This window comes from Brasilonema sennae CENA114 (assembly GCF_006968745.1).
GTDB lineage: Bacteria > Cyanobacteriota > Cyanobacteriia > Cyanobacteriales > Nostocaceae > Brasilonema > Brasilonema sennae.
On record NZ_CP030118.1, the window covers coordinates 103934 to 122407 of the forward strand.

Here is an 18474-nt window from a genome sequence, read left to right on the forward strand (position 1 = left end):
GTCTTGACTGAAGTTGATGAAAACATAGCCGTTATTCCTCAGAATCACGGCTGACTTCGGTTAAGTATATGTTTTACTTAGTGACAAAATTTGACTTGCTACTGAACTCGGGGCTAACTGTTTTTTGTCTGCGTTTGAGCATTGCTGCTGCACCCAAAGCACTAAGCCCCAACAAACCGAAGACTGTTGAAGATTCAGGGACAGATTTAGCCCTAATAGCCGCTAGCACTGTTTCTGCTACGAGCTTATGAGCATTTGTAGTGGGATGAACTTCATCAAAAAACAAATAATCATTTGGGTTATTACAGGTTTTCAATAATTGGTTGTTGCTTATGTCATAGACTACGCAAGAAGTGTTAACATCTTTGAACCCAAATTCCCCTGGATTGGCGATTACCCTATTAAACAGAGAATTAATATCAACAGGGATAAGATTGACACTAGGATTGTTGTTATTCAATTGACCCAAAGCTGATGCCAATGCTGCATTGTGAGCATTTGTTAAAGTTGTTAAATTGCTAGTATTTCCAGTTCTGAGTGCAATTGGAGTTTTGCCTAAATCTGGCAAATTGAAGACCAAAATATTTTTGGCACCAGCTTGGGCAAGTGCTCCTACTGCATTTGATAAATTACTAACTGTTTGATTAGGATTAGGATTCTGACCAAACAAGTAATCATTTCCACCTCCCCATACAGCATAGAGTGCATTTGGATCTACCTTCTGGTTATTTGCTAAAAAGGTGTCAACTTGCTTGAGGACTCCTGGAGCGCCTGGAACGAAAGCATTGTCTTGACCAGAGAGAGAACCTCCGAAGGCAAAGTTAATACCTTGAGTTGGAGTTTTAGTACTTAGATTAGTAAATAATGTAGGAGTTAATCCTATACCTTGTCCAAGATAGTCCACCCAAATCTTATTATTGGAAAACCGTCCTTGAAAGTAAGGTGGATCTGGGGGAATGGGGCCTGTAGGTGAGTTTTGCCCAGAAACAGTGAACACATTACCAGTATCTGACAGGCTGTCACCAAATACGTTAAATTGACTAAAACCTGCAGCCGAAGCTTTTAGCGGTAAACTCAAAGATAAAAAGACAAATCCAGCAGTTACGAGTTCTTTTTTCATGCCGACTCTACCCCTTATATTTTTCATAAACTATTAAGGTTTCTGATATTAATATACCCTTTGTTCAACTCTAGCTTTGTGTGTATTTATTGAAGAGTTTTTTTTTACTAGAGTTTATTTAAATGCTTTGGTGAGCAATGTACTAAACTTGAATTATAAAGGCATCATAAGACAATTACTGTTATGTAACTTTACCTGTTCTTTATAATTATCAGAAAGTAAGTAAATAAAGTTTAACTTATCCCATGGCTTGAAGCTGTAAGATTTCCAGTCATTAGTTTTTTAGTACATTTTTACACTAAAGGAAGCAGGAAAGCCCAATCGCAAGGCTGGCAAGTCCACACGATAATCGAAGATTATCGTGTGGGAGGATGTAAGGTAGATTATCCTATCTTTTGTTATTGTCTTGTGTTAACAACATTCCAAATTTAATCCCAGCGATTGCCAATCAAATTTCTCAGTTTTTCGACATAAGTATCACTCAGAGAACCCGTCATCTTATTTTTTAGTCTCCTGGTATGAAACACATACCTGCGAGGAATGCCTAAGTTGATGAAAATCATACCTAACTTAAAATCCAACCACATGATTATCGATATATTTTATCAATAAGTTTTAGATTCTGAAATATAAGAAAAGCCCATTGAGTAGCAGATTCCAGTATATATACTTAAATTAGACGTAAGCTTGCCGCTTAAACCCTTATACATATGGTATTTCAGGAATTAATCTATAAACTCACCAGCAGTTTGTTCTAAAGATTTTTTACCAAAATCAGAAAACTCTAACATATTTACTGGAAAAAAATGCTAAGATACTTGCAACATAAAATCAATAAGCTAGCATACGAACAATTAATACCCCAAATCATTAAGTCGCACCAAAGCCTAAGGTCGGTTAGTTTGTCTTCCTTAATATTTTCACTCTTCTCATTGGTGTAAAAAATATCTTTTACGTAAGAGTTTTTCACTCTGGCCCCTATCGTTGAAAGTCATTAGCTGCGGGTTATGAAAAGGGTATAGGGGTGTAAAAAAGCAGGAGATTTATTGGCTTTACACTCTTACACCCACTCCCCGAAGCGGGCTTGGTCATTGTTTGTAATATTTTTGAGGATGAATAATGCTAGCTATATTTTTTATCTGCCTTTGGGTTTCCATGGTAATCGGATTTGCTTGTAGTGTTGTTCTAGCTTTCAAACAAGGCGCTGCTCAAGTAAAAAGAATGCATCAAATTCCTTGCGATCGCTGTGATTTCTTTACGAATGATTACCGTCTTAAGTGTACAGTAAACCCTATGATTGCTTGCTCGGAAGAAGCGATAACTTGTCGAGATTTTGAACCAAAAACTGCTTACTCTAATGCTGCTCGGAAATGCCAGCGAAAGAAATGTGATGGCATTTCACTCAATTAGTGGCTCTTGCCAGGTTTTGGTGATGATTTTGGCAAGGTGTTTAACGTAAAGGGCCGAAGAAGGATGATGACGCATTGTCTAATCGCAAAGCTTAAGAGCGTTTTGCACCCATAAAATCTAGATTAAGTAACAAAATCCAAATTAATGTAACGAAATTTTGAGTTTAGATTGTGCAAATCCTCTCAACCTGCATAATGAAATTTATCGCTATTAAATCTCATTAGATAATTTTATTTTCTTGATGTCTGATATCTAAATACTTGATGTCTGATATCTAAATATCTGGGAGAAAGCGAGTGACACCAGTGAGAACACACGATCCTTTAAGAGACGGAACCAGTTAGAAAAAGCAACGGTTGGTCATTCCAATCGGCTGTTTTTGATGCTCATCAAAAAGGAATACTGCATGACCGTTTCAATTTTTTGGAAGCCTGTGTTTCGGACTCTGGGCTGGTCTTCTGATGAAAAAGCCGAGGGGGAATCGGGCGCACCGCTATTAGCTGGTAACGCTCGGTTTATTAATCTTTCTGGGCGATTATTGGGGGCACATGTCGCCCATGCTGGGCTAATTGTGTTGTGGGCAGGTGCGATGACTCTGTTTGAGATTTCGCGCTTTGACCCGGCTATTCCCATGTACGAGCAGGGTTTGATTCTACTACCACATCTTGCAACGCTGGGTTTTGGGGTGGGTGACGGCGGTCAAATCGTGGATATTTATTCCTACTACGTTATTGGAATGCTGCACCTTATCAGTTCAGCCGTTTTAGGTGCAGGGGGAATTTATCATGCCGTATTAGGACCGGAAGTTCTGGATGAGAAAGGGTTTGGCTATAACTGGCAAAACGGCAACAAGATGACTAGTATATTAGGAATTCATCTCATCATGCTGGGTCTTGGAGCATTGCTGCTGGTCTTGAAAGCCACGCGTTTCGGAGGAATATATGATCCTCTAGCAGAGCAGGTACGCCTGATTCAGCCTAATTTAGACCCAACTCGAATCTTCGGTTATCTATTTGGGTTCAGTCCGAATGGCTGGACGATAACTGGCATGGCTAGCGTAGATAATTTAGAAGATGTCATTGGGGGACATGTATGGGTTAGCGTTCTTTGCATAGCTGGCGGAATCTTTCACATCGTCTCACAGCCTCTTGATTGGGCAAAACGAGCTTTGGTGTGGTCGGGTGAAGCTTATCTTTCGTATAGTTTAGGAGCTTTGGCGATCGCTGGTTTTAGTGTTGCTTGTTTTGTCTCAGTAAACGAGATTGCTTACCCAAGCGTGTTTTATGGACCTATTAATGGCGGATCTGTGTCAGTGCGTGCAGCTTTGTCGAGCGTTCATGCTGCTTTCGGATTTCTCGCATTAGTCGGTCATATCTGGCACGCTTATCGAGCACGTAAAGCAGCTCATGGTATTTACTTCAATACTTTCTTTGACTTCATCGCCAAGGATGTGAGACCTGCTGTTATAGCAAGTGTTGTCAATCCGACTGCCTGAGTTGGGAGTCTATAAATTCCACCCCATAACCTCATTCAAACAGTGAACGGTTAACAGTCAACAGTTAACAGAGTCAGCGATTTCTTGACCCTAGCCCCGGAGGGGGCGCTACGCAAACGACAAAGCTCAGGGCAAGCCCCCCTGATAACTGGTAACTGATAACTGATAACTGATATTGTGGTCGGTCTCATATGCGTATGGCAAATCCTTTGGCGCTATGCGGGAAGTAGCGAGTGAATTTCATGTCCGGACTTATAAAACACGAAGAACCTCACCCGCCTGCCTTCCCTCTCCTTATCAAGGACAGGGTTAGGGTGAAGTAACACAGAAATCATAAGTCCTAACTTCTTTGCTCAAAACTCAGCACGACAAAATTAAATTTTTCAAGGAGCAATTCGACGAATGACTGCAACAACTGCAACAACAGTAACCACAAATGGAAGAACCGAGGAGATTCCCTGGAGAGCCGGGAATGCCCGTTTAGTTAACCTCTCCGGACAATTACTCGGTGCTCATGTTGCCCATGCAGGGTTGATTGTACTCTGGGCAGGAGCGATGACGTTATTTGAAGTTGCTAATTTCGATGTCACACGCCCAATGTATGAGCAGGGTTTGATTCTACTGCCAAACTTAGCTCGGTTGGGGCTAGGTGTTGGTGAAGGTGGTCAAATTGTAGATACCTACCCGTACTTTGTAGTAGGCGTGATTCATCTGATCAGCTCTGCGTTTTTGGGAGCGGGCGGACTTTTCCATACCTTCGTTGGTCCCAAACAGCTAGAAACAAAATTTCCAAGTTTTGGCTATAGATGGGATGATGCCAACAAAATGACAAGTATTCTTGGCATTCATTTGATCGTGTTGGGGATAGGTGCATTCTTGTTAGTGGCGAAAGCAATGGCTTTTGGGGGAATTTACGACCCACTCATTAAAAGCGTTCGCTTGATTACAAACCCGACTTTAGATCCAGGAGTAATTTTTGGCTATTTATTCGGTACGCATGGCAAGCTTTGGTTAGCGAGTGTCAATAACCTGGAGGATGTGATCGGTGGTCATATTTGGGTTGGTGCCATGTGTGTGTTGGGTGGATTGTGGCATATTCGCACTCAACCATTCCCATGGGCAAAGAACTTATTTGTCTGGTCCGGTGAAGCCTATTTATCCTACAGCATTGGAGCCGTAAGCTTGATGGCATTTGTGGCAACGCTGTTTGTATCGGTAAATACAATAGTATTCCCAACAGAGTTTTATGGATCGACTTTAACATTGATATTCGACCGCTTCCCCCTCTTTGCTAGTACAGATGGAGCATTAACTAGTCGAGTCTGGCTCGCGAATGCTCATTTTTGGTTGGGCTTCTTCTTTTTGCAAGGACATCTGTTCCATGCACTGCGGGCTGCAGGTTACAGCTTCACAGAAGGTAAAGTCATCGCATCCACACGCGGACAGGTGAAATAATATGACATCAACAAATGTAAGTCCTTTGAAACCCCTTGGGTTTTCTGACGATCCAACAGTCGCTATCAACTACGTCGCCCAGTCTCAAGACCCCTATTCTTGGTGGGCTGGAAACCTCCGCTTTGTCAATCTTTCAGGTAAACTCCTGGGTGCCCATGTTGCCCACGCTGGATTGATTGTGCTGTGGGCAGGTGCAATGACCTTGTTTGAACTATCCCGTTTCGATCCAAATGTACCAATGTACCAACAGGGGTTAATTTTGTTACCCCATCTCGCAACATTAGGTTTGGGTGTTGGTGCAGGCGGTCAAATAGTCGATACTTATCCCTATTTTGTAGTTGGGATTTTGCATTTGATTAGTTCTGCTGTGTTAGGAGCAGGTGGTATTTACCATGCGGTGCTAGGTCCAGATAAGTTAGATGAGAAGGGTTTTGGTTACCGTTGGGAAGATGGTAACAAAATGACGACGATTCTCGGTATCCACTTAGTACTACTGGGTTTAGGAGCGCTGTTATTAGTTGCCAAAGCTGTGTTGTTTGGTGGATTGTACGATCCAGTCGCCCAGCAAGTCCGGGTAATTTCCAACCCAACCTTGAATCCAGCGGTGATTTTTGGCTATTTAGTTGGCTTTAGTCGTGATGGCTGGACACTCAAGGGAATGGCTAGTGTTAATAACCTAGAAGATGTGGTTGGTGGTCACATCTGGGTTGGAACAATGTGTATCTTGGGCGGAATCTGGCATATCAACACCGCACCAAAGGAATGGACGAAAGGGTTATTTGTTTGGTCGGGTGAAGCATATTTATCCTATAGTCAAGCGGCTCTTGGTTATATGGGATTCTTTGCTGCCTTTTTCGTTTGGGTAAATGACACCGTTTATCCAAGTGTGTTTTATGGTCCGGTTGGAACGACAACTGTAGACGGGATTATCACTGTCCGTACCTGGTTGATGTTGTTCCATATTATCTTTGCAAGCTTGTTGCTAGCGGGACATTTTTGGCACGCCCTGAGAGCAAGAGCGATCGCTGCTGGATTTGTATTCAGCGAGATGAAATTTGATGCTGATGCTTTGTTTGGAGATATTCAATTTAGCGATCGCGCCGTGTTTGAAGGGATTGTACAGCCCTACAAAGGCGACTTTCATTTAGGAAACTTGGCTACTCCCGTCAACAACAGCAGTGTCAGCCTCGGTTGGCTCAAAAATTTACCGATTTACCGTGATGGGTTGTCACCAATTACATGCGGGTTAGAGATTGGTATGGCGCACGGTTATTTCTTGCTGGGTCCGTTCTTGAAACTTGGTCCCCTGCGCGATACAGACATTGCACTTCCAGCCGGATTAGCCTCTGCATCCGGGTTAGTGGTGATTTTAAGTCTTTGCCTGTATTCTTACGGTATTTCTGTGTTTGGCAAAAAACAAAAACCCGTTGGGGTTTTACCTGAGAACCTCCAAAGCAAAAGGGGTTGGAGCTTCTTTTCTTCTGGCTTTCTCGTTGGTGGGATCGGAGGTGTGATTTTTGCTGGCTTCATCCTACTTGAAGTTGCACGAGCAGGTATTGGTTCGTAAATAGTGGGTATTGGGTGTTGGGTAATGGACTATAACTTCTGAAGCGGCAAAATATTACCGATTTTAAAACCGCACCAGGCGCTCCACAATGCAGAGAAAATACGCAACGCTTTGGCAGAGGTAATTTTAGAGCACCGAAGAGAGTCATTCCCAATTCCCAATCCCCAATCCAATTAAAAAATTCATTAATTAACAAAGATTTCAACCATGACTATTTCCCTTCTGAGTTATCCATTATCGAGCCAGAATCAACGTGTAAATGGCTATGAAGTTCCGGGTGATGAACAACCTAGGGTATATACTACAGATAATTTGCCCAAAGGTACGGAAGTAGATGAAATTATCCGGGCAGCATATCGGCAAGTTTTCAATGAGCAACAACAGATTGCAAGCCATCGCCAAATTGCTTTGGAATCTCAACTTCACGCCAATCAAATTACTGTGCGAGACTTTATTCGAGGGTTAGTTTTATCTGATTCTTTTCGTCGCTTGAACTACGAGACAAACAATAACTACCGCTTTGTTGAAATGTCCATTCAGCGTTTGTTGGGACGAAATGTGTATGACAACCGTGAAAAATTAGCTTGGTCAATTGTTTTAGCAACCAAGGGACTGCGGGGTTTTATTGATGAGTTATTAAACAGCGAAGAATATTTGAATAACTTTGGGTTTTCTACAGTTCCTTATCAACGACGACGGATTTTACCGCAGCGATCGCAAGGCGAACTTCCCTTTGCCCGTATGGCACGCTACGATGATCATTACCTGAAGCAAATGCGAAAAATCGGTCAACTACGACCTTTTTATTATGGCGTGGCAGATAAAAGTGCTTCTGTTTATCGAAAGGTGATATTTGCAGTTCCAATTCTTGCACTTGCTATGTTATTTTTGACGTTGATAGCTGTTGCGACTCCTAAATAACTTATTTGCAGTTATGAAACTATTCTCCATATCAATTCTGTTTGATTTGTGTTGGCGCAGCCTGCGCGTAAGCGCATAAGTCGCGTATACAATGATTCCAACCCTACCGGATTTTATATCACTAATATCTAACAAGAATTGTCATCCTAAGATCCTCAACCCAGCATTTTAAGCTAGACACGCTACCGTTTGGTTAAGGCATCTATTCGTTGAGACAGCAGTCTTGCTAGGGGCAAGGGAGAACAAGAGTTGATGGACGATAACTCTTTCTCTCTCATATTCCCCTTTCCTTGCTCCCATGTTTATCCGAACCGTATTGCCAGAACCCCTATTTGCGACAAATGCTTAGGTTATAGCGATGTGTATGCAATCAGAGTGAAGATTTTATCAAAAATAGACAGGTATAACGTCAGATTGCACGAGCGATGGCTGTTAAGGAGATAATCTAAAAATAGTTAATACTTAATCATCTCTTTCTAAAAATAGTTAATTATCAAAATAATTGCAGCTAGATACTATGTTTATAAGTAGCTCAACTTAATAAAACGTAAAATGTCATTAAATAAAGAACAATTTCAAGGAACCTCAGAAGAAGGGAATTTTCAATCGGCTCTTAATGAAGCTATTCGTAAAGCACTAAACGCTTTATCAAGCCCAGGTACTTCCGACCTACGCATTCAATGGAAAATTATTGAAACATCAGGTAGTGAGGGCGGATTTGCAGGAGAAAACACGATTAACGTGACTATAGAAGCTCAAGAGGGATAGCAAAAGTTTATGCTCAGATGTTAGGGGACGACCTTAGCGACGGTAAATAAAAACAGAGGTAATTGGCAGGCGAAATCAGTTTGAGTCTACCCCACCACCCCCCATTTTTGCAAAAAGGGGGAGTGCATAAGTTGAAAAGGCTTGTAACTATTAATTTGCAGATCCATTTCAAAGGAACAGTATGCGCTTATCACTGGTTATTGGCATCTTTTTAACTCTATTACTCTGCTGGAATGCGCCTGTCATGGCTCTTCCCCTAACAGAAGCACAAGTACAACTTGTACAAACGCAAGAAAACTCCAACCAAGAAAATGTAACCGACTCAAAGGAACTCACAAAAAATCAAAAATTATGGAACAAACAAGGAGTTCTCGATTATAGTTACACACTTACCAGAAGTTGTTTCTGCACAAATGAAGCCAGAGGACCTGTCGTAATTAAGGTAAGTAATGGTAGCACATCTTCCGTGACTTCTCAAAGTACTGGTCAGCCAGCCAATCCAGAGTTATTTAATAGGTACGATACGATTCCTAAACTCTTTGATGTGATTAGAGATGCAATTACACGTCGGGCAGATAGCATCAACGTACAATACAATCCCACTTTGGGCTATCCAACCCAAATTAATATAGATTACGACCGTAGGATAGCTGATGAGGAATTGTTTCTGACAGTTGAAAATTTCACTCAGGCTCAGACGACCAAGACGAAAGTGTTTGAAGTACAGAATATAGAGGTATCTCAGGAACTCCAGAGTATAACAGCATATGGAATTGTGAGCACGGCGGGTTGGAGAGATGCCGAATTAATTCTGCGCCCTTCAGCACCAAATGGTGAAATTGATTTTGTAGAATTTGATTTCGTAGCCCAACCACCAAATGGATCTGCTGCACAAGTAATAACGCCTATAAAGGCAATTTACAGTCCCTTACCACGACAAGGTAACTTCTTGGGTGTCAAAATTTACGCATCTAACAATGTTAAAGCAGTTGTGTTGGAGTAACCCCGAAAAGCGATTGCAGAAGTGAAGGCATAGGGGTTTTACGGCTTGTAGGATAAAGTCAATTTAGCTCAGCAGTGCAAGAGGCAAGGCGACAGAAGGGAGCAAGGGGCAAGTCTTCACCTTGCCACGCAGCGGCTGGAGTCGCCTTGCCAGTAAGGGCGCAAAACAAGGCTAAGGTATGATTTCCTAGCCCTAATCTGGCTGTTTCTGTTTTACAACACCATTGCTTAGGGCTCAGGAGATACCCGGAGGGCAACGTCTCTACAAACTATCAAAATTAATGAGACAGAGCAGTACGTATTAATTTCTTGTTGCTTGTGTTGGTGAACCAGGAATAGTCACATCTATTGGTGTCACTTGCGTTGCCAACTGTGTTAGTGGTGGTTTAATAGCGCTTTGATTTCCAACGATCAAAGTCACCAAATTGTCTGGTTTGAGATATTTACGCGCTACTCGCTTAACGTCAGCGGCTGTCGTTGCAGCGACTGCTTTTTGATAGCGAAACAAAAAATCAGACGGATAGCCATAATATTCATACCGCATCAACCGTGATAAAGTTTGCCCAGGATCTTCAAAATTGAAAACAAACGAGTTAAGGGTAGAGTCTTTCGCAAAAGCTAACTCTTTAGGCATGACGTTTTGAGTTTGTATGCGCTTGATTTCTTGCTGTAGCGCTCTAACGAATTGCACTGTCGCATTCGAGCGTGTTTGCCCGCCAGCAATGAACATTCCAGGGTAGTCGTATCGGGGACTCCAAGCACCGGAAACTGAGTAAGCTAAACCTTGACGCGATCGCACTTCATTAAACAAGCGTCCACCAAAACCATTTAACACTCCATTCAATACATCCAGCGCTGGATAATCAGGACTATTAAACTGTCCTCCCAAGTGCCCAATCAAGATATTGCTTTGAGTCAGTTGTGGCTGATTGACAAAAAACACACCACTTTGTTTCTTTTCCGACACTTTGGGTAACTGAGGTTTAACCAAATTGGGATTGGGTTTCCAGTCAGCAAACTGAGCTTGAATCAGCGATCGCATTTTCTTAGAGTCAAAATCCCCCACAATTCCCAAAATCATATTATTGGGATAAAAAGACTGCTGCTTAAACTTGATCAAATCCTCACGGGAAATATTCTTCAGCGTTGCATACTCCTGAGTCCGAGCATAGGGACTGTCTTTACCATAAATCAATTTCTGAAATTCCCGACTTGCAATATCATCTGGATCGTCATTGCGACGAGCGATCGCACCCCGCAACTGTGTTTTCGCCAAATCCAACTTTTCCTGCGCGAAAACTGGCTCGCGGAGAACTTCACCAAACAACCCAAAAACAGTTTGCAAATCTTCACTGAGTGACTGAAAACTAGCATTACCAGCAGTTTCACCAATGCCAGTTTCAACCATTGCCGCGCGTTGTTCCAAGATCTGATTGAGTTGATCTGGTGTATGCTTGGTTGTTCCTCCAGAACGCATCACAACACCTGTCAACCCAGCCAAGCCAACTTTATCTGCGGGTTCAAAGCGATCGCCCGTACGCACTATAGCCGAACCACTCACCAACGGTAGCTCATGATCCTCCATCAAATACACAACCATGCCATTCTTCATCACATACCGTTCGTACTTCGGTATCTTCACCTGAGGTAATGGTGGAAGTTGCAACTCTGTGTAATGCTTTGCCGCCGTCGCCGCCCAAGATGTGTTGTATACTCCAAAGCATAACAATCCAACCAACACAAAACAAACCAGCAACGAGTAAAGACGTCTCATCCTTTTCTTATCCCTTCTACCCCTAAATCTCTTCATATCTCTTCCTTCGTGCCCTTCGTGTCTTAGCGGTTCATTCCTCTTATCCGTCAATCAACTTTGCTTCGACAAAATCTTACCAACTGTACGATTTTCCGTTGTAAACGTCGCTGTCGCCACCCGTTGAATATCAGCAGGCGTCACAGCTATAATTTGATCCAACTCCTTAAACAAATTCCGCCAAGAGCCAGTTTTCACTTCATACTCCAACAACTGCTGTGCCATTCCCATATTGGAATCAAGTATGCGTAACAAACTTGCTCGCGCTTGTGTTTTCACCCGCTTCAAATCAGTCTCAGAAACTGGCTCTGTCTTCAACCTCTCAATTTCCTGACGCAAAGCCACAGCCACTTCATCAACCGTGTGACCCGGAGCTGTGAGAGCATAGAACAACATCAAATTAGGATACTTATCTCCTGGGAATCCACTAAAACCCTGTGCCGTGAGCGCTAACTGCTGCTTTTCCACCAAAGACTTATACAGTCGCGACGTACGCCCACTACTGAGCAAGCTACCAATAATTTCATAAACCACATGATCTGGATGAGTCATTGCGGGACGATGATAACCTTCCAGATACCAGGGTTGAGAGCGTAGTTCAACACTCACTTCTCGGGGTTGTGTTTGTTTCGGTTCTACAGAAATTTGAGCAACGCCTTTTTCTTTTGCCTTATAACGCCCAAAGTAAATTTGTGCTAGTCTTTTAACCTCAGCGGACTTGACATCACCAACCACAGCAATAGTTAAATTATTGGGGACATAGTACGCATCGAAAAACTTCTGCACATCTTCCCGTGTTAAATTACGGATATCTTGGTCGTAACCAATCACTGGACGCTTGTAGGGATGGACTTTGAAAGATGTATCAATCAACTTTTCCATCATGATTCCGATGGGAGAATTTTCCACCCGCATACGTCGCTCTTCTAAAATGACATCTTTTTCCTTGTAAAACTCCCGAAACACAGGATCAAGAAATCTTTCTGATTCCAACGACATCCACAGTTCCAACTTATTAGAAGGAAAGCTATAAAAATAACGAGTCGCTTCCGTGGAGGTATTGGCATTTAAACCCACGCCTCCAGCCTGTTCCACAATTCGTCCTAATTCGTTTTGCTTGGCGAGTTTAGCGGCTTGTGCTTCTATTTTCTTGAACTGGGCTTCTAACTGAGCAACTTCATCTTTTTTATTAGCCGCTTTTGCTGCTATAATTTGCTCTGCCAATTGATCCAAACGGTTAAGTAGTGGCTTTTCGGCTTGGTAATTAGAAGTACCTATACGCGTCGTACCTTTAAAAGCCAAATGTTCCAGAAAGTGAGCTACACCAGTCTTTCCATCTGGCTCATCCACACCACCGACATCAGCATAAGTTAGAAAAGAAACAATAGGAGCTTGATGTCTTTCCAAGACAATGAACTTCAAACCATTGTCGAGGCGGAACTCACTCAATTGCTTCATCACCCGATTCAAATAAGGTTGAATCGAGTTTTCAGTAGGCGCTGGAGTCTGAGTTTGTGCTAAAGCAACTCCCGGTAGTAACTCCCACCAAAGAAGAACTGCTATAACAAAAGATACGAAAAGTTGACTTGCCTTGTTTTTAAGTTTCCTCTGGTATGAGTGGTTGGGCTTGTGCATACACGAAAAAAAAAGTAAAGTTCGCTTGACAATATAAACAGTTTAGTCAGTCAAGAGGGTCTTAGTGTTGTATTAAGTTTTCTGTCGTTCTTGCATTAAACCTTAGACAATCATGCAACACATCCTGTTCCGGATATTTCACTATAGCTGTGATTATAGGAATTTTTATTCTTCTCTATTCTTAGAAACACAAACATGCGCCCGCATTCCAGATGCGGTAAGACGGCTTATCGTCAAAATACCCTCAGATAAAGTGTTTTCATCCCTTTGCGGGGAAAAGTGAGTATACGAGTTGGCATCGTCAGTCAACAAGGTCTTAATCTTGTATTAAGCTTTCCATTGTTATTGCATTTAAATTAGACAATAATGCTACACATTCTATTCCAGCGATATCATCATAATTTTTATGCGAATTTTTAATGCTCCTCCATCTTCAGAAACACAAACACGCACCCGCATTCTAGATGCGGCAAGACGACTGTTTGCGTCTCAAGGATTTGATGGCACAACCACCCGCGACTTGGCACAAGCAGCAGGAGTTGCTGAAGGCACGCTGTTTCGTCATTTTTCCAATAAAAAGGCGATTTTGATAGAGGTTGCAACTCAAGGGTGGGTGGAAATTCTGACAGACTTGCTCACAGAATTGAGTGAAATGGGGAGTTATAAGGCTGTCGCTCAGGTTATGCGTCGCCGGATGTGGAATATGCAAAAAAACGCGGACTTGATGCGGGTTTGTTTTATGGAGGCACAGTTTCACCCAGACTTGCGCGATCGCATCCAGTCTGAAGTCATTGCCAAAATGACTGATGTTGGCGAGGCATTCTTTCAAACTGCAATGGATAAAGGAATCTATCGTCGCATGGATGCCAAACTTGTCGCCAAGGTTTTTCTAGGAATGTTTGCCGTTGCAGGCTTTTCCAACAACACCCTTATGGAACCAAACGCCTCACCCCAACAAATGCAGCAAATGGCAGAAGGATTAGCTGATATCTTCCTGAATGGAGTCTTGGCAACAGAGTAATCAGTCAACAGTCAACAATTTCTTGTTTTGCGTACTAAGTTCATCGCTCATTACTCAGTACTGTTTTCGCTTGTTGACTCCACTGTTGAACTTGCTCAATCGAAGGACACAAATCTCGTCGTTGCATGGTTGCTACCACCAAACGCAGAAGTTGTTGGTGCAATCTGTGAATGGGGGTAGCTGCTAACTGTACCACAGAAGCAATACCAGCATGCAGCAACAATCCACAATATTGTGTTCCGACACCGGGGATACGAGCTAAATCAGCCAATGCTACCCATTTATTCACATACTGAAGATGGATATGTAATTTATTTGCCAGCACTAGCCTATCCGCAGGTGTTTTCCCTTGTTTAACGAGTGCGGCTGTGGTTGTAATTCCACAGTTTTGCAGTTGGGCTTGCTCTTGCTGACTCAATCCAGGCAATTGCTCAATAGACCAATTAGAGGATGAGATAGGACTGACGTTTACTTTTTGTTTAAGAGACATTTTTTGAAAAAACAAATACGCTATACAAATATAGTCAACACCCACGGCCAGAAGCCGTGGGCTTCCAGCGACCAAGTCGTTGTAAGCCCTAGTTGACCCGACTAAGTACCCCGCGTACTACGTTATCGGTAAGTGTTAAAGAACCTACTCCGGAATACAAAGCCAGTTCCAGGATACTAGAACGAAACGGTTAAACAGACGTAAAGGGTTAAACTCAGTGCCGCAATAGAAAGTACCGACCGATAACATTGTCCAGGCTAACATCACCCGAAAGGCTTGCCTTGAGCGTAGTCGAAAGGAGGCTCGTATGAGCAAAGTACTTGTAATTGATACCAACAAAAGACCATTAGATCCAATCCACCCAGCGCAAGCAAGGCAACTACTGAGAAACGATAAAGCCGCAATCTTCTATCGCTTCCCATTCACGCTGATTTTAAAAGAATCACGACCTGAGGTTTCCGTTCAACCATTAAGATTCAAAATTGACCCAGGCGCAAAAACAACGGGTTTGGCGTTGCTTAACGATAAAACGGGAGAGGTTGTGTGGGCTGCCGAATTGCAACACCGAGGCTTTGCTATTCGGGAATCTTTGATATCCCGTCGCCAACTACGCAGAAGTCGGCGCAACCGCAAAACTCGTTACCGTGCTCCAAGATTCAATAACCGCACGAAGCCAAAAGGATGGTTGCCACCTAGTCTCATGAGCCGTGTGTACAACATTGAGACTTGGGTAAAACGACTATGCAAGCTAGCACCGATTACTGGCATTTCCCAAGAGTTAGTGAAATTTGACACGCAGTTAATCCAAAATCCGGAGATTAGCGGCAAGGAATATCAGCAAGGCACACTTGCTGGTTATGAGACGCGAGAGTACTTGCTTGATAAGTGGCTCCGTCAATGTGCTTACTGCAAGATTAAAGATGTTCCACTGCAAATAGAGCATATTCACCCACGTTCACTAGGTGGTTCTAACCGCATTAGTAATCTATGCTTGGCGTGTGAAAAGTGCAATTTGAAAAAGGGCAACAAGCCAATTGAGCTATTCTTGAAAAACAAGCCTGACTTGCTCAAGAAGATATTGTCGGAAGCTAAGAAACCACTTGCCGACACTACAGCAGTCAATGCTACTCGGTTCAAGTTGCTGGAGGTACTCAAAGCAACGGAGTTACCTGTAGAGACGGGCAGCGGAGGATTAACTAAGTTCAATCGCACCCAACAAGGTTTAGATAAGACCCATTGGATTGATGCGGCTTGTGTTGGGCTTTCCACGCTTACTCTGGTCGTCAAATACGTTAAGCCACTCCTGCTTAAGGCGACTGGACACGGAACACGGCAGATGTGCGGAACCGATAAATACGGATTTTCGACACGTCATCGTGAGCGCAAAGTGCTTCACTTCGGGTTTAGAACTGGCGACATTGTTAAAGCCGTCGTTGAGTCTGGGAAGAAGACGGGTAAATACGTAGGTCGTGTCTTGTGCCGCAAGAGTGGTAGTTTCGACATATCTACTAAATCTGGAAGGGTGTCAGGTATTAGTTATAAATGTTGCACACACATTCACAAAAATGACGGGTACAATTATGCATTTTAGGATTTCTGGACGGCGACTAAAGTCGTGTCGGCTTCCTCCCACGCCTGAAGGACGGAGGTGTGAGAAATCGGGATTTCTCACACCTCCTCGTGGGCTTCCGCCTTTGGTTTGTGTGAGAAATACGCTCATTGATATCTTTATTTCAACGTAATCTTAAGCAAAATTTTGGCTGTTTAAAAATCTTCATTTGCTCTGGAAACTGACAAAAATTTGAAACATTTGCTTTAATTTCAAGATTATGATATTGAAAACCTCTAGCTCCCTCATCGAAACTCTACGCGACAGACGCCAACGACTCGCCAACCTAATTGATTTTCCGGCAATTCTTTGGTCAGGAACTACCAGTCCGCGTAATTTTCCAGCAAACGTCTTTCCGTTTCGTGCAAACAGTCATTTCCTCTACTTTACAGGACTTCCACTACGCAATGCAGCAATTCGCCTGAGTGCCGGTAAGTTAGAACTGTTTATGGATGATCCTCAACCAGACAGTGCTCTTTGGCATGGAGAAATGCCTGATCGTGAGGAGATTGCTCAGATAATTGGAGCAGACGTTGCTAAGCCAATGGCAGAATTAGAATTGTGGACAGAAGAAGCCGCAACAATTGCCGTACAGGACGCCGCCACTTGGACACAACAGTCGCAACTTTTGAATAGATGGGTTTTGCCGCTGAAGTCACCACAAGACATTGACTTGGAGTTAGCTAAAGCAATCATCTCGTTACGGCTGATTCACGACGATGGCGCATTAGCTGAATTACGCAAAGCCGCCGCTGTGACTGTAGAAGCACACAAAGCTGGCATGGCAGCTACAACTCATGCTCAAATTGAAGCACAAGTTCGTGCCGCGATGGAACAAGTGATCATCGCCAATAACATGACGACTTCCTACAACAGTATCGTCACTGTTCACGGAGAAGTTCTACACAACGAGCAATATCACCACTCATTGCAACCGGGCGACTTGATACTTGCTGATGTTGGCGCTGAGACAGAGACAGGCTGGGCAGGTGATGTCACACGTACTTGGCCAGTGGGTGGTAAGTTTTCATCTACCCAAAGAGATATTTACGATATTGTGTTAGCGGCTCATGATGCTTGTATTGCTAAGGTAAGCCCTGGCGTTGAGTATCAGGATTTACATTTACTCGCTTGTACTGTCATTGCAGAGGGCTTGGTCAATTTAGGCATTTTGCAAGGAAATCCGCAAGATTTAGTCGAAATCAACGCCCATGCGCTATTTTTTCCCCACGGAATCGGTCATTTGTTGGGTTTAGATGTTCATGATATGGAAGATTTGGGAGATTTAGCAGGTTATGAAGAGGGACGTACAAGGAGCAATCATTTTGGTTTAAGCTACCTGCGTTTAAATCGCCCCTTACGTCCGGGAATGTTAGTCACAATTGAACCAGGATTTTATCAAGTTCCAGCGATTCTAAATCATGCGAATGTACGGTCGCAGTATCAGGATGTTGTAAATTGGGAGCACTTATCTCAATTTGCCGATGTGCGAGGAATCCGCATTGAAGATGATGTTTTAGTGACACAAGAAAGTCGCGACGTTTTAACTGCGGCATTACCGACACAAGCTAGTCAGATAGAAGATTTAGTGTGTCGATAATTGTTCTTGTGTGATGAAAAACAGATAACACATAAGTGTTAGCCCTGTTGCACAACCTCAGGTTATTGGCAGCAGGGATAAAACTAACAAACTCTCGGAGCTTGTTCAACAACAGGGGAATGAACTATGCAACTCTAGGCGCTACCTGTAAAGGCAACTTCAGGAAACTTTAACTGAGCTTCAGCCATCGGGCGGTTTCTGCCTTCTTCTTGCCAGTAGTTAATAACTTCTGTAGCTTTATTGAGCAACTCCACCCGATCTAGTTCAGTAATCCAGTGTTTTGATTCTAGCTCCTTTTTTAATTCTTCCCAGGCATCATTCCTCGGCCAGAAAAAGTACTTAGTCAAAGGACTTGTGCCTTTGCCTACAACTTGATCAACCGCCAAGGCTACGTTTTCATCTAGCCACAGTATTTTCAAAATAAATTTCGACAATCACACCTCCGGGGAGTATCCGGGCAACACTCACTAACTTTGCGATCGCCTATTGTAACGCAATATCTACCAAATTTCCAAACAAGAGTGGAAAGTCGCAAGTCAAGAGAATGAAATATGAAAAGGAAAATTGCTTG

The 18474-nt window shown here is 43.0% G+C and carries 14 protein-coding genes and 1 pseudogene; 10 read left to right on the plus strand and 5 right to left on the minus strand.

The window, feature by feature from the left end; genetic code table 11:
- Positions 1-73 precede the first annotated feature (73 nt).
- On the minus strand, positions 74-1120 hold the full coding sequence (locus DP114_RS00410) for an SGNH/GDSL hydrolase family protein (RefSeq protein WP_171975165.1): 1047 nt from the start codon (positions 1118-1120) through the stop codon (positions 74-76).
- 1119 nt (positions 1121-2239) lie between these two features.
- Here DP114_RS00410 and DP114_RS00415 point away from each other — a divergent pair.
- The 7 genes and pseudogenes from DP114_RS00415 to DP114_RS35990 all read left to right on the plus strand — a co-directional run bounded on the left by DP114_RS00415 (position 2240) and on the right by DP114_RS35990 (position 9739).
- Complete coding sequence (locus DP114_RS00415) at positions 2240-2530, plus strand: hypothetical protein (protein ID WP_169265791.1); 291 nt, start codon at positions 2240-2242, stop codon at positions 2528-2530.
- Between the two features lie 406 nt (positions 2531-2936).
- A pseudogene (locus DP114_RS00420) lies at positions 2937-3950 on the plus strand (chlorophyll a/b binding light-harvesting protein); the annotation flags it as partial.
- A gap of 477 nt (positions 3951-4427) precedes the next feature.
- Positions 4428-5480 (plus strand): chlorophyll a/b binding light-harvesting protein, encoded by a 1053-nt coding sequence (locus DP114_RS00425; RefSeq protein WP_169265789.1) that lies wholly within the window; start codon positions 4428-4430, stop codon positions 5478-5480.
- Between the two features lies 1 nt (position 5481).
- A complete protein-coding gene (locus DP114_RS00430; RefSeq protein ID WP_171975167.1) occupies positions 5482-7047 on the plus strand; it encodes a chlorophyll a/b binding light-harvesting protein in 1566 nt (521 codons plus the stop codon).
- A 207-nt stretch (positions 7048-7254) separates the two neighbouring features.
- The gene (locus DP114_RS00435; protein WP_171975168.1) at positions 7255-7968 is read left to right on the plus strand and encodes a phycobilisome rod-core linker polypeptide; all 714 of its coding nucleotides are present in this window, start codon (positions 7255-7257) and stop codon (positions 7966-7968) included.
- Positions 7969-8520: 552 nt separating this feature from the next.
- A complete protein-coding gene (locus DP114_RS00440; protein ID WP_169265786.1) occupies positions 8521-8736 on the plus strand; it encodes a hypothetical protein in 216 nt (71 codons plus the stop codon).
- Positions 8737-8917: 181 nt separating this feature from the next.
- Positions 8918-9739 (plus strand): DUF6174 domain-containing protein, encoded by an 822-nt coding sequence (locus DP114_RS35990; RefSeq protein ID WP_318284318.1) that lies wholly within the window; start codon positions 8918-8920, stop codon positions 9737-9739.
- A 300-nt stretch (positions 9740-10039) separates the two neighbouring features.
- On the opposite strand, the gene DP114_RS00450 is transcribed toward DP114_RS35990, so the two are convergent.
- Positions 10040-11512, minus strand: a complete 1473-nt coding sequence (locus DP114_RS00450) for a M16 family metallopeptidase (RefSeq protein ID WP_171975169.1) — start codon at positions 11510-11512, stop codon at positions 10040-10042.
- 90 nt (positions 11513-11602) lie between these two features.
- Positions 11603-13183 (minus strand): M16 family metallopeptidase, encoded by a 1581-nt coding sequence (locus tag DP114_RS00455; protein WP_169265784.1) that lies wholly within the window; start codon positions 13181-13183, stop codon positions 11603-11605.
- A gap of 406 nt (positions 13184-13589) precedes the next feature.
- On the opposite strand from DP114_RS00455, the gene DP114_RS00460 reads away from it, so the two are divergent.
- Positions 13590-14204, plus strand: a complete 615-nt coding sequence (locus DP114_RS00460) for a TetR/AcrR family transcriptional regulator (RefSeq protein WP_169265783.1) — start codon at positions 13590-13592, stop codon at positions 14202-14204.
- 40 nt (positions 14205-14244) lie between these two features.
- Here the strand turns inward: DP114_RS00460 and DP114_RS00465 are convergent, their stop codons facing one another.
- Positions 14245-14694 carry a DUF4332 domain-containing protein gene (locus DP114_RS00465; RefSeq protein WP_169265782.1) on the minus strand — a complete coding sequence of 150 codons (450 nt, stop codon included), beginning with the start codon at positions 14692-14694 and terminating at the stop codon, positions 14245-14247.
- Between the two features lie 307 nt (positions 14695-15001).
- Between DP114_RS00465 and iscB the strand changes: the two genes are divergently transcribed.
- Both iscB and DP114_RS00475 read left to right on the plus strand, forming a co-directional pair.
- On the plus strand, positions 15002-16285 hold the full coding sequence (gene iscB / locus DP114_RS00470) for an RNA-guided endonuclease IscB (RefSeq protein ID WP_171975170.1): 1284 nt from the start codon (positions 15002-15004) through the stop codon (positions 16283-16285).
- A 238-nt stretch (positions 16286-16523) separates the two neighbouring features.
- Entirely contained in the window at positions 16524-17903 is a 1380-nt protein-coding gene (locus DP114_RS00475) for an aminopeptidase P family protein (protein ID WP_171975171.1), read from the plus strand.
- Positions 17904-18037: 134 nt separating this feature from the next.
- Here the strand turns inward: DP114_RS00475 and DP114_RS00480 are convergent, their stop codons facing one another.
- Positions 18038-18337, minus strand: a complete 300-nt coding sequence (locus tag DP114_RS00480; RefSeq protein ID WP_048871660.1) for a 30S ribosomal protein PSRP-3 — start codon at positions 18335-18337, stop codon at positions 18038-18040.
- Between the last annotated feature and the right edge of the window lie 137 nt (positions 18338-18474).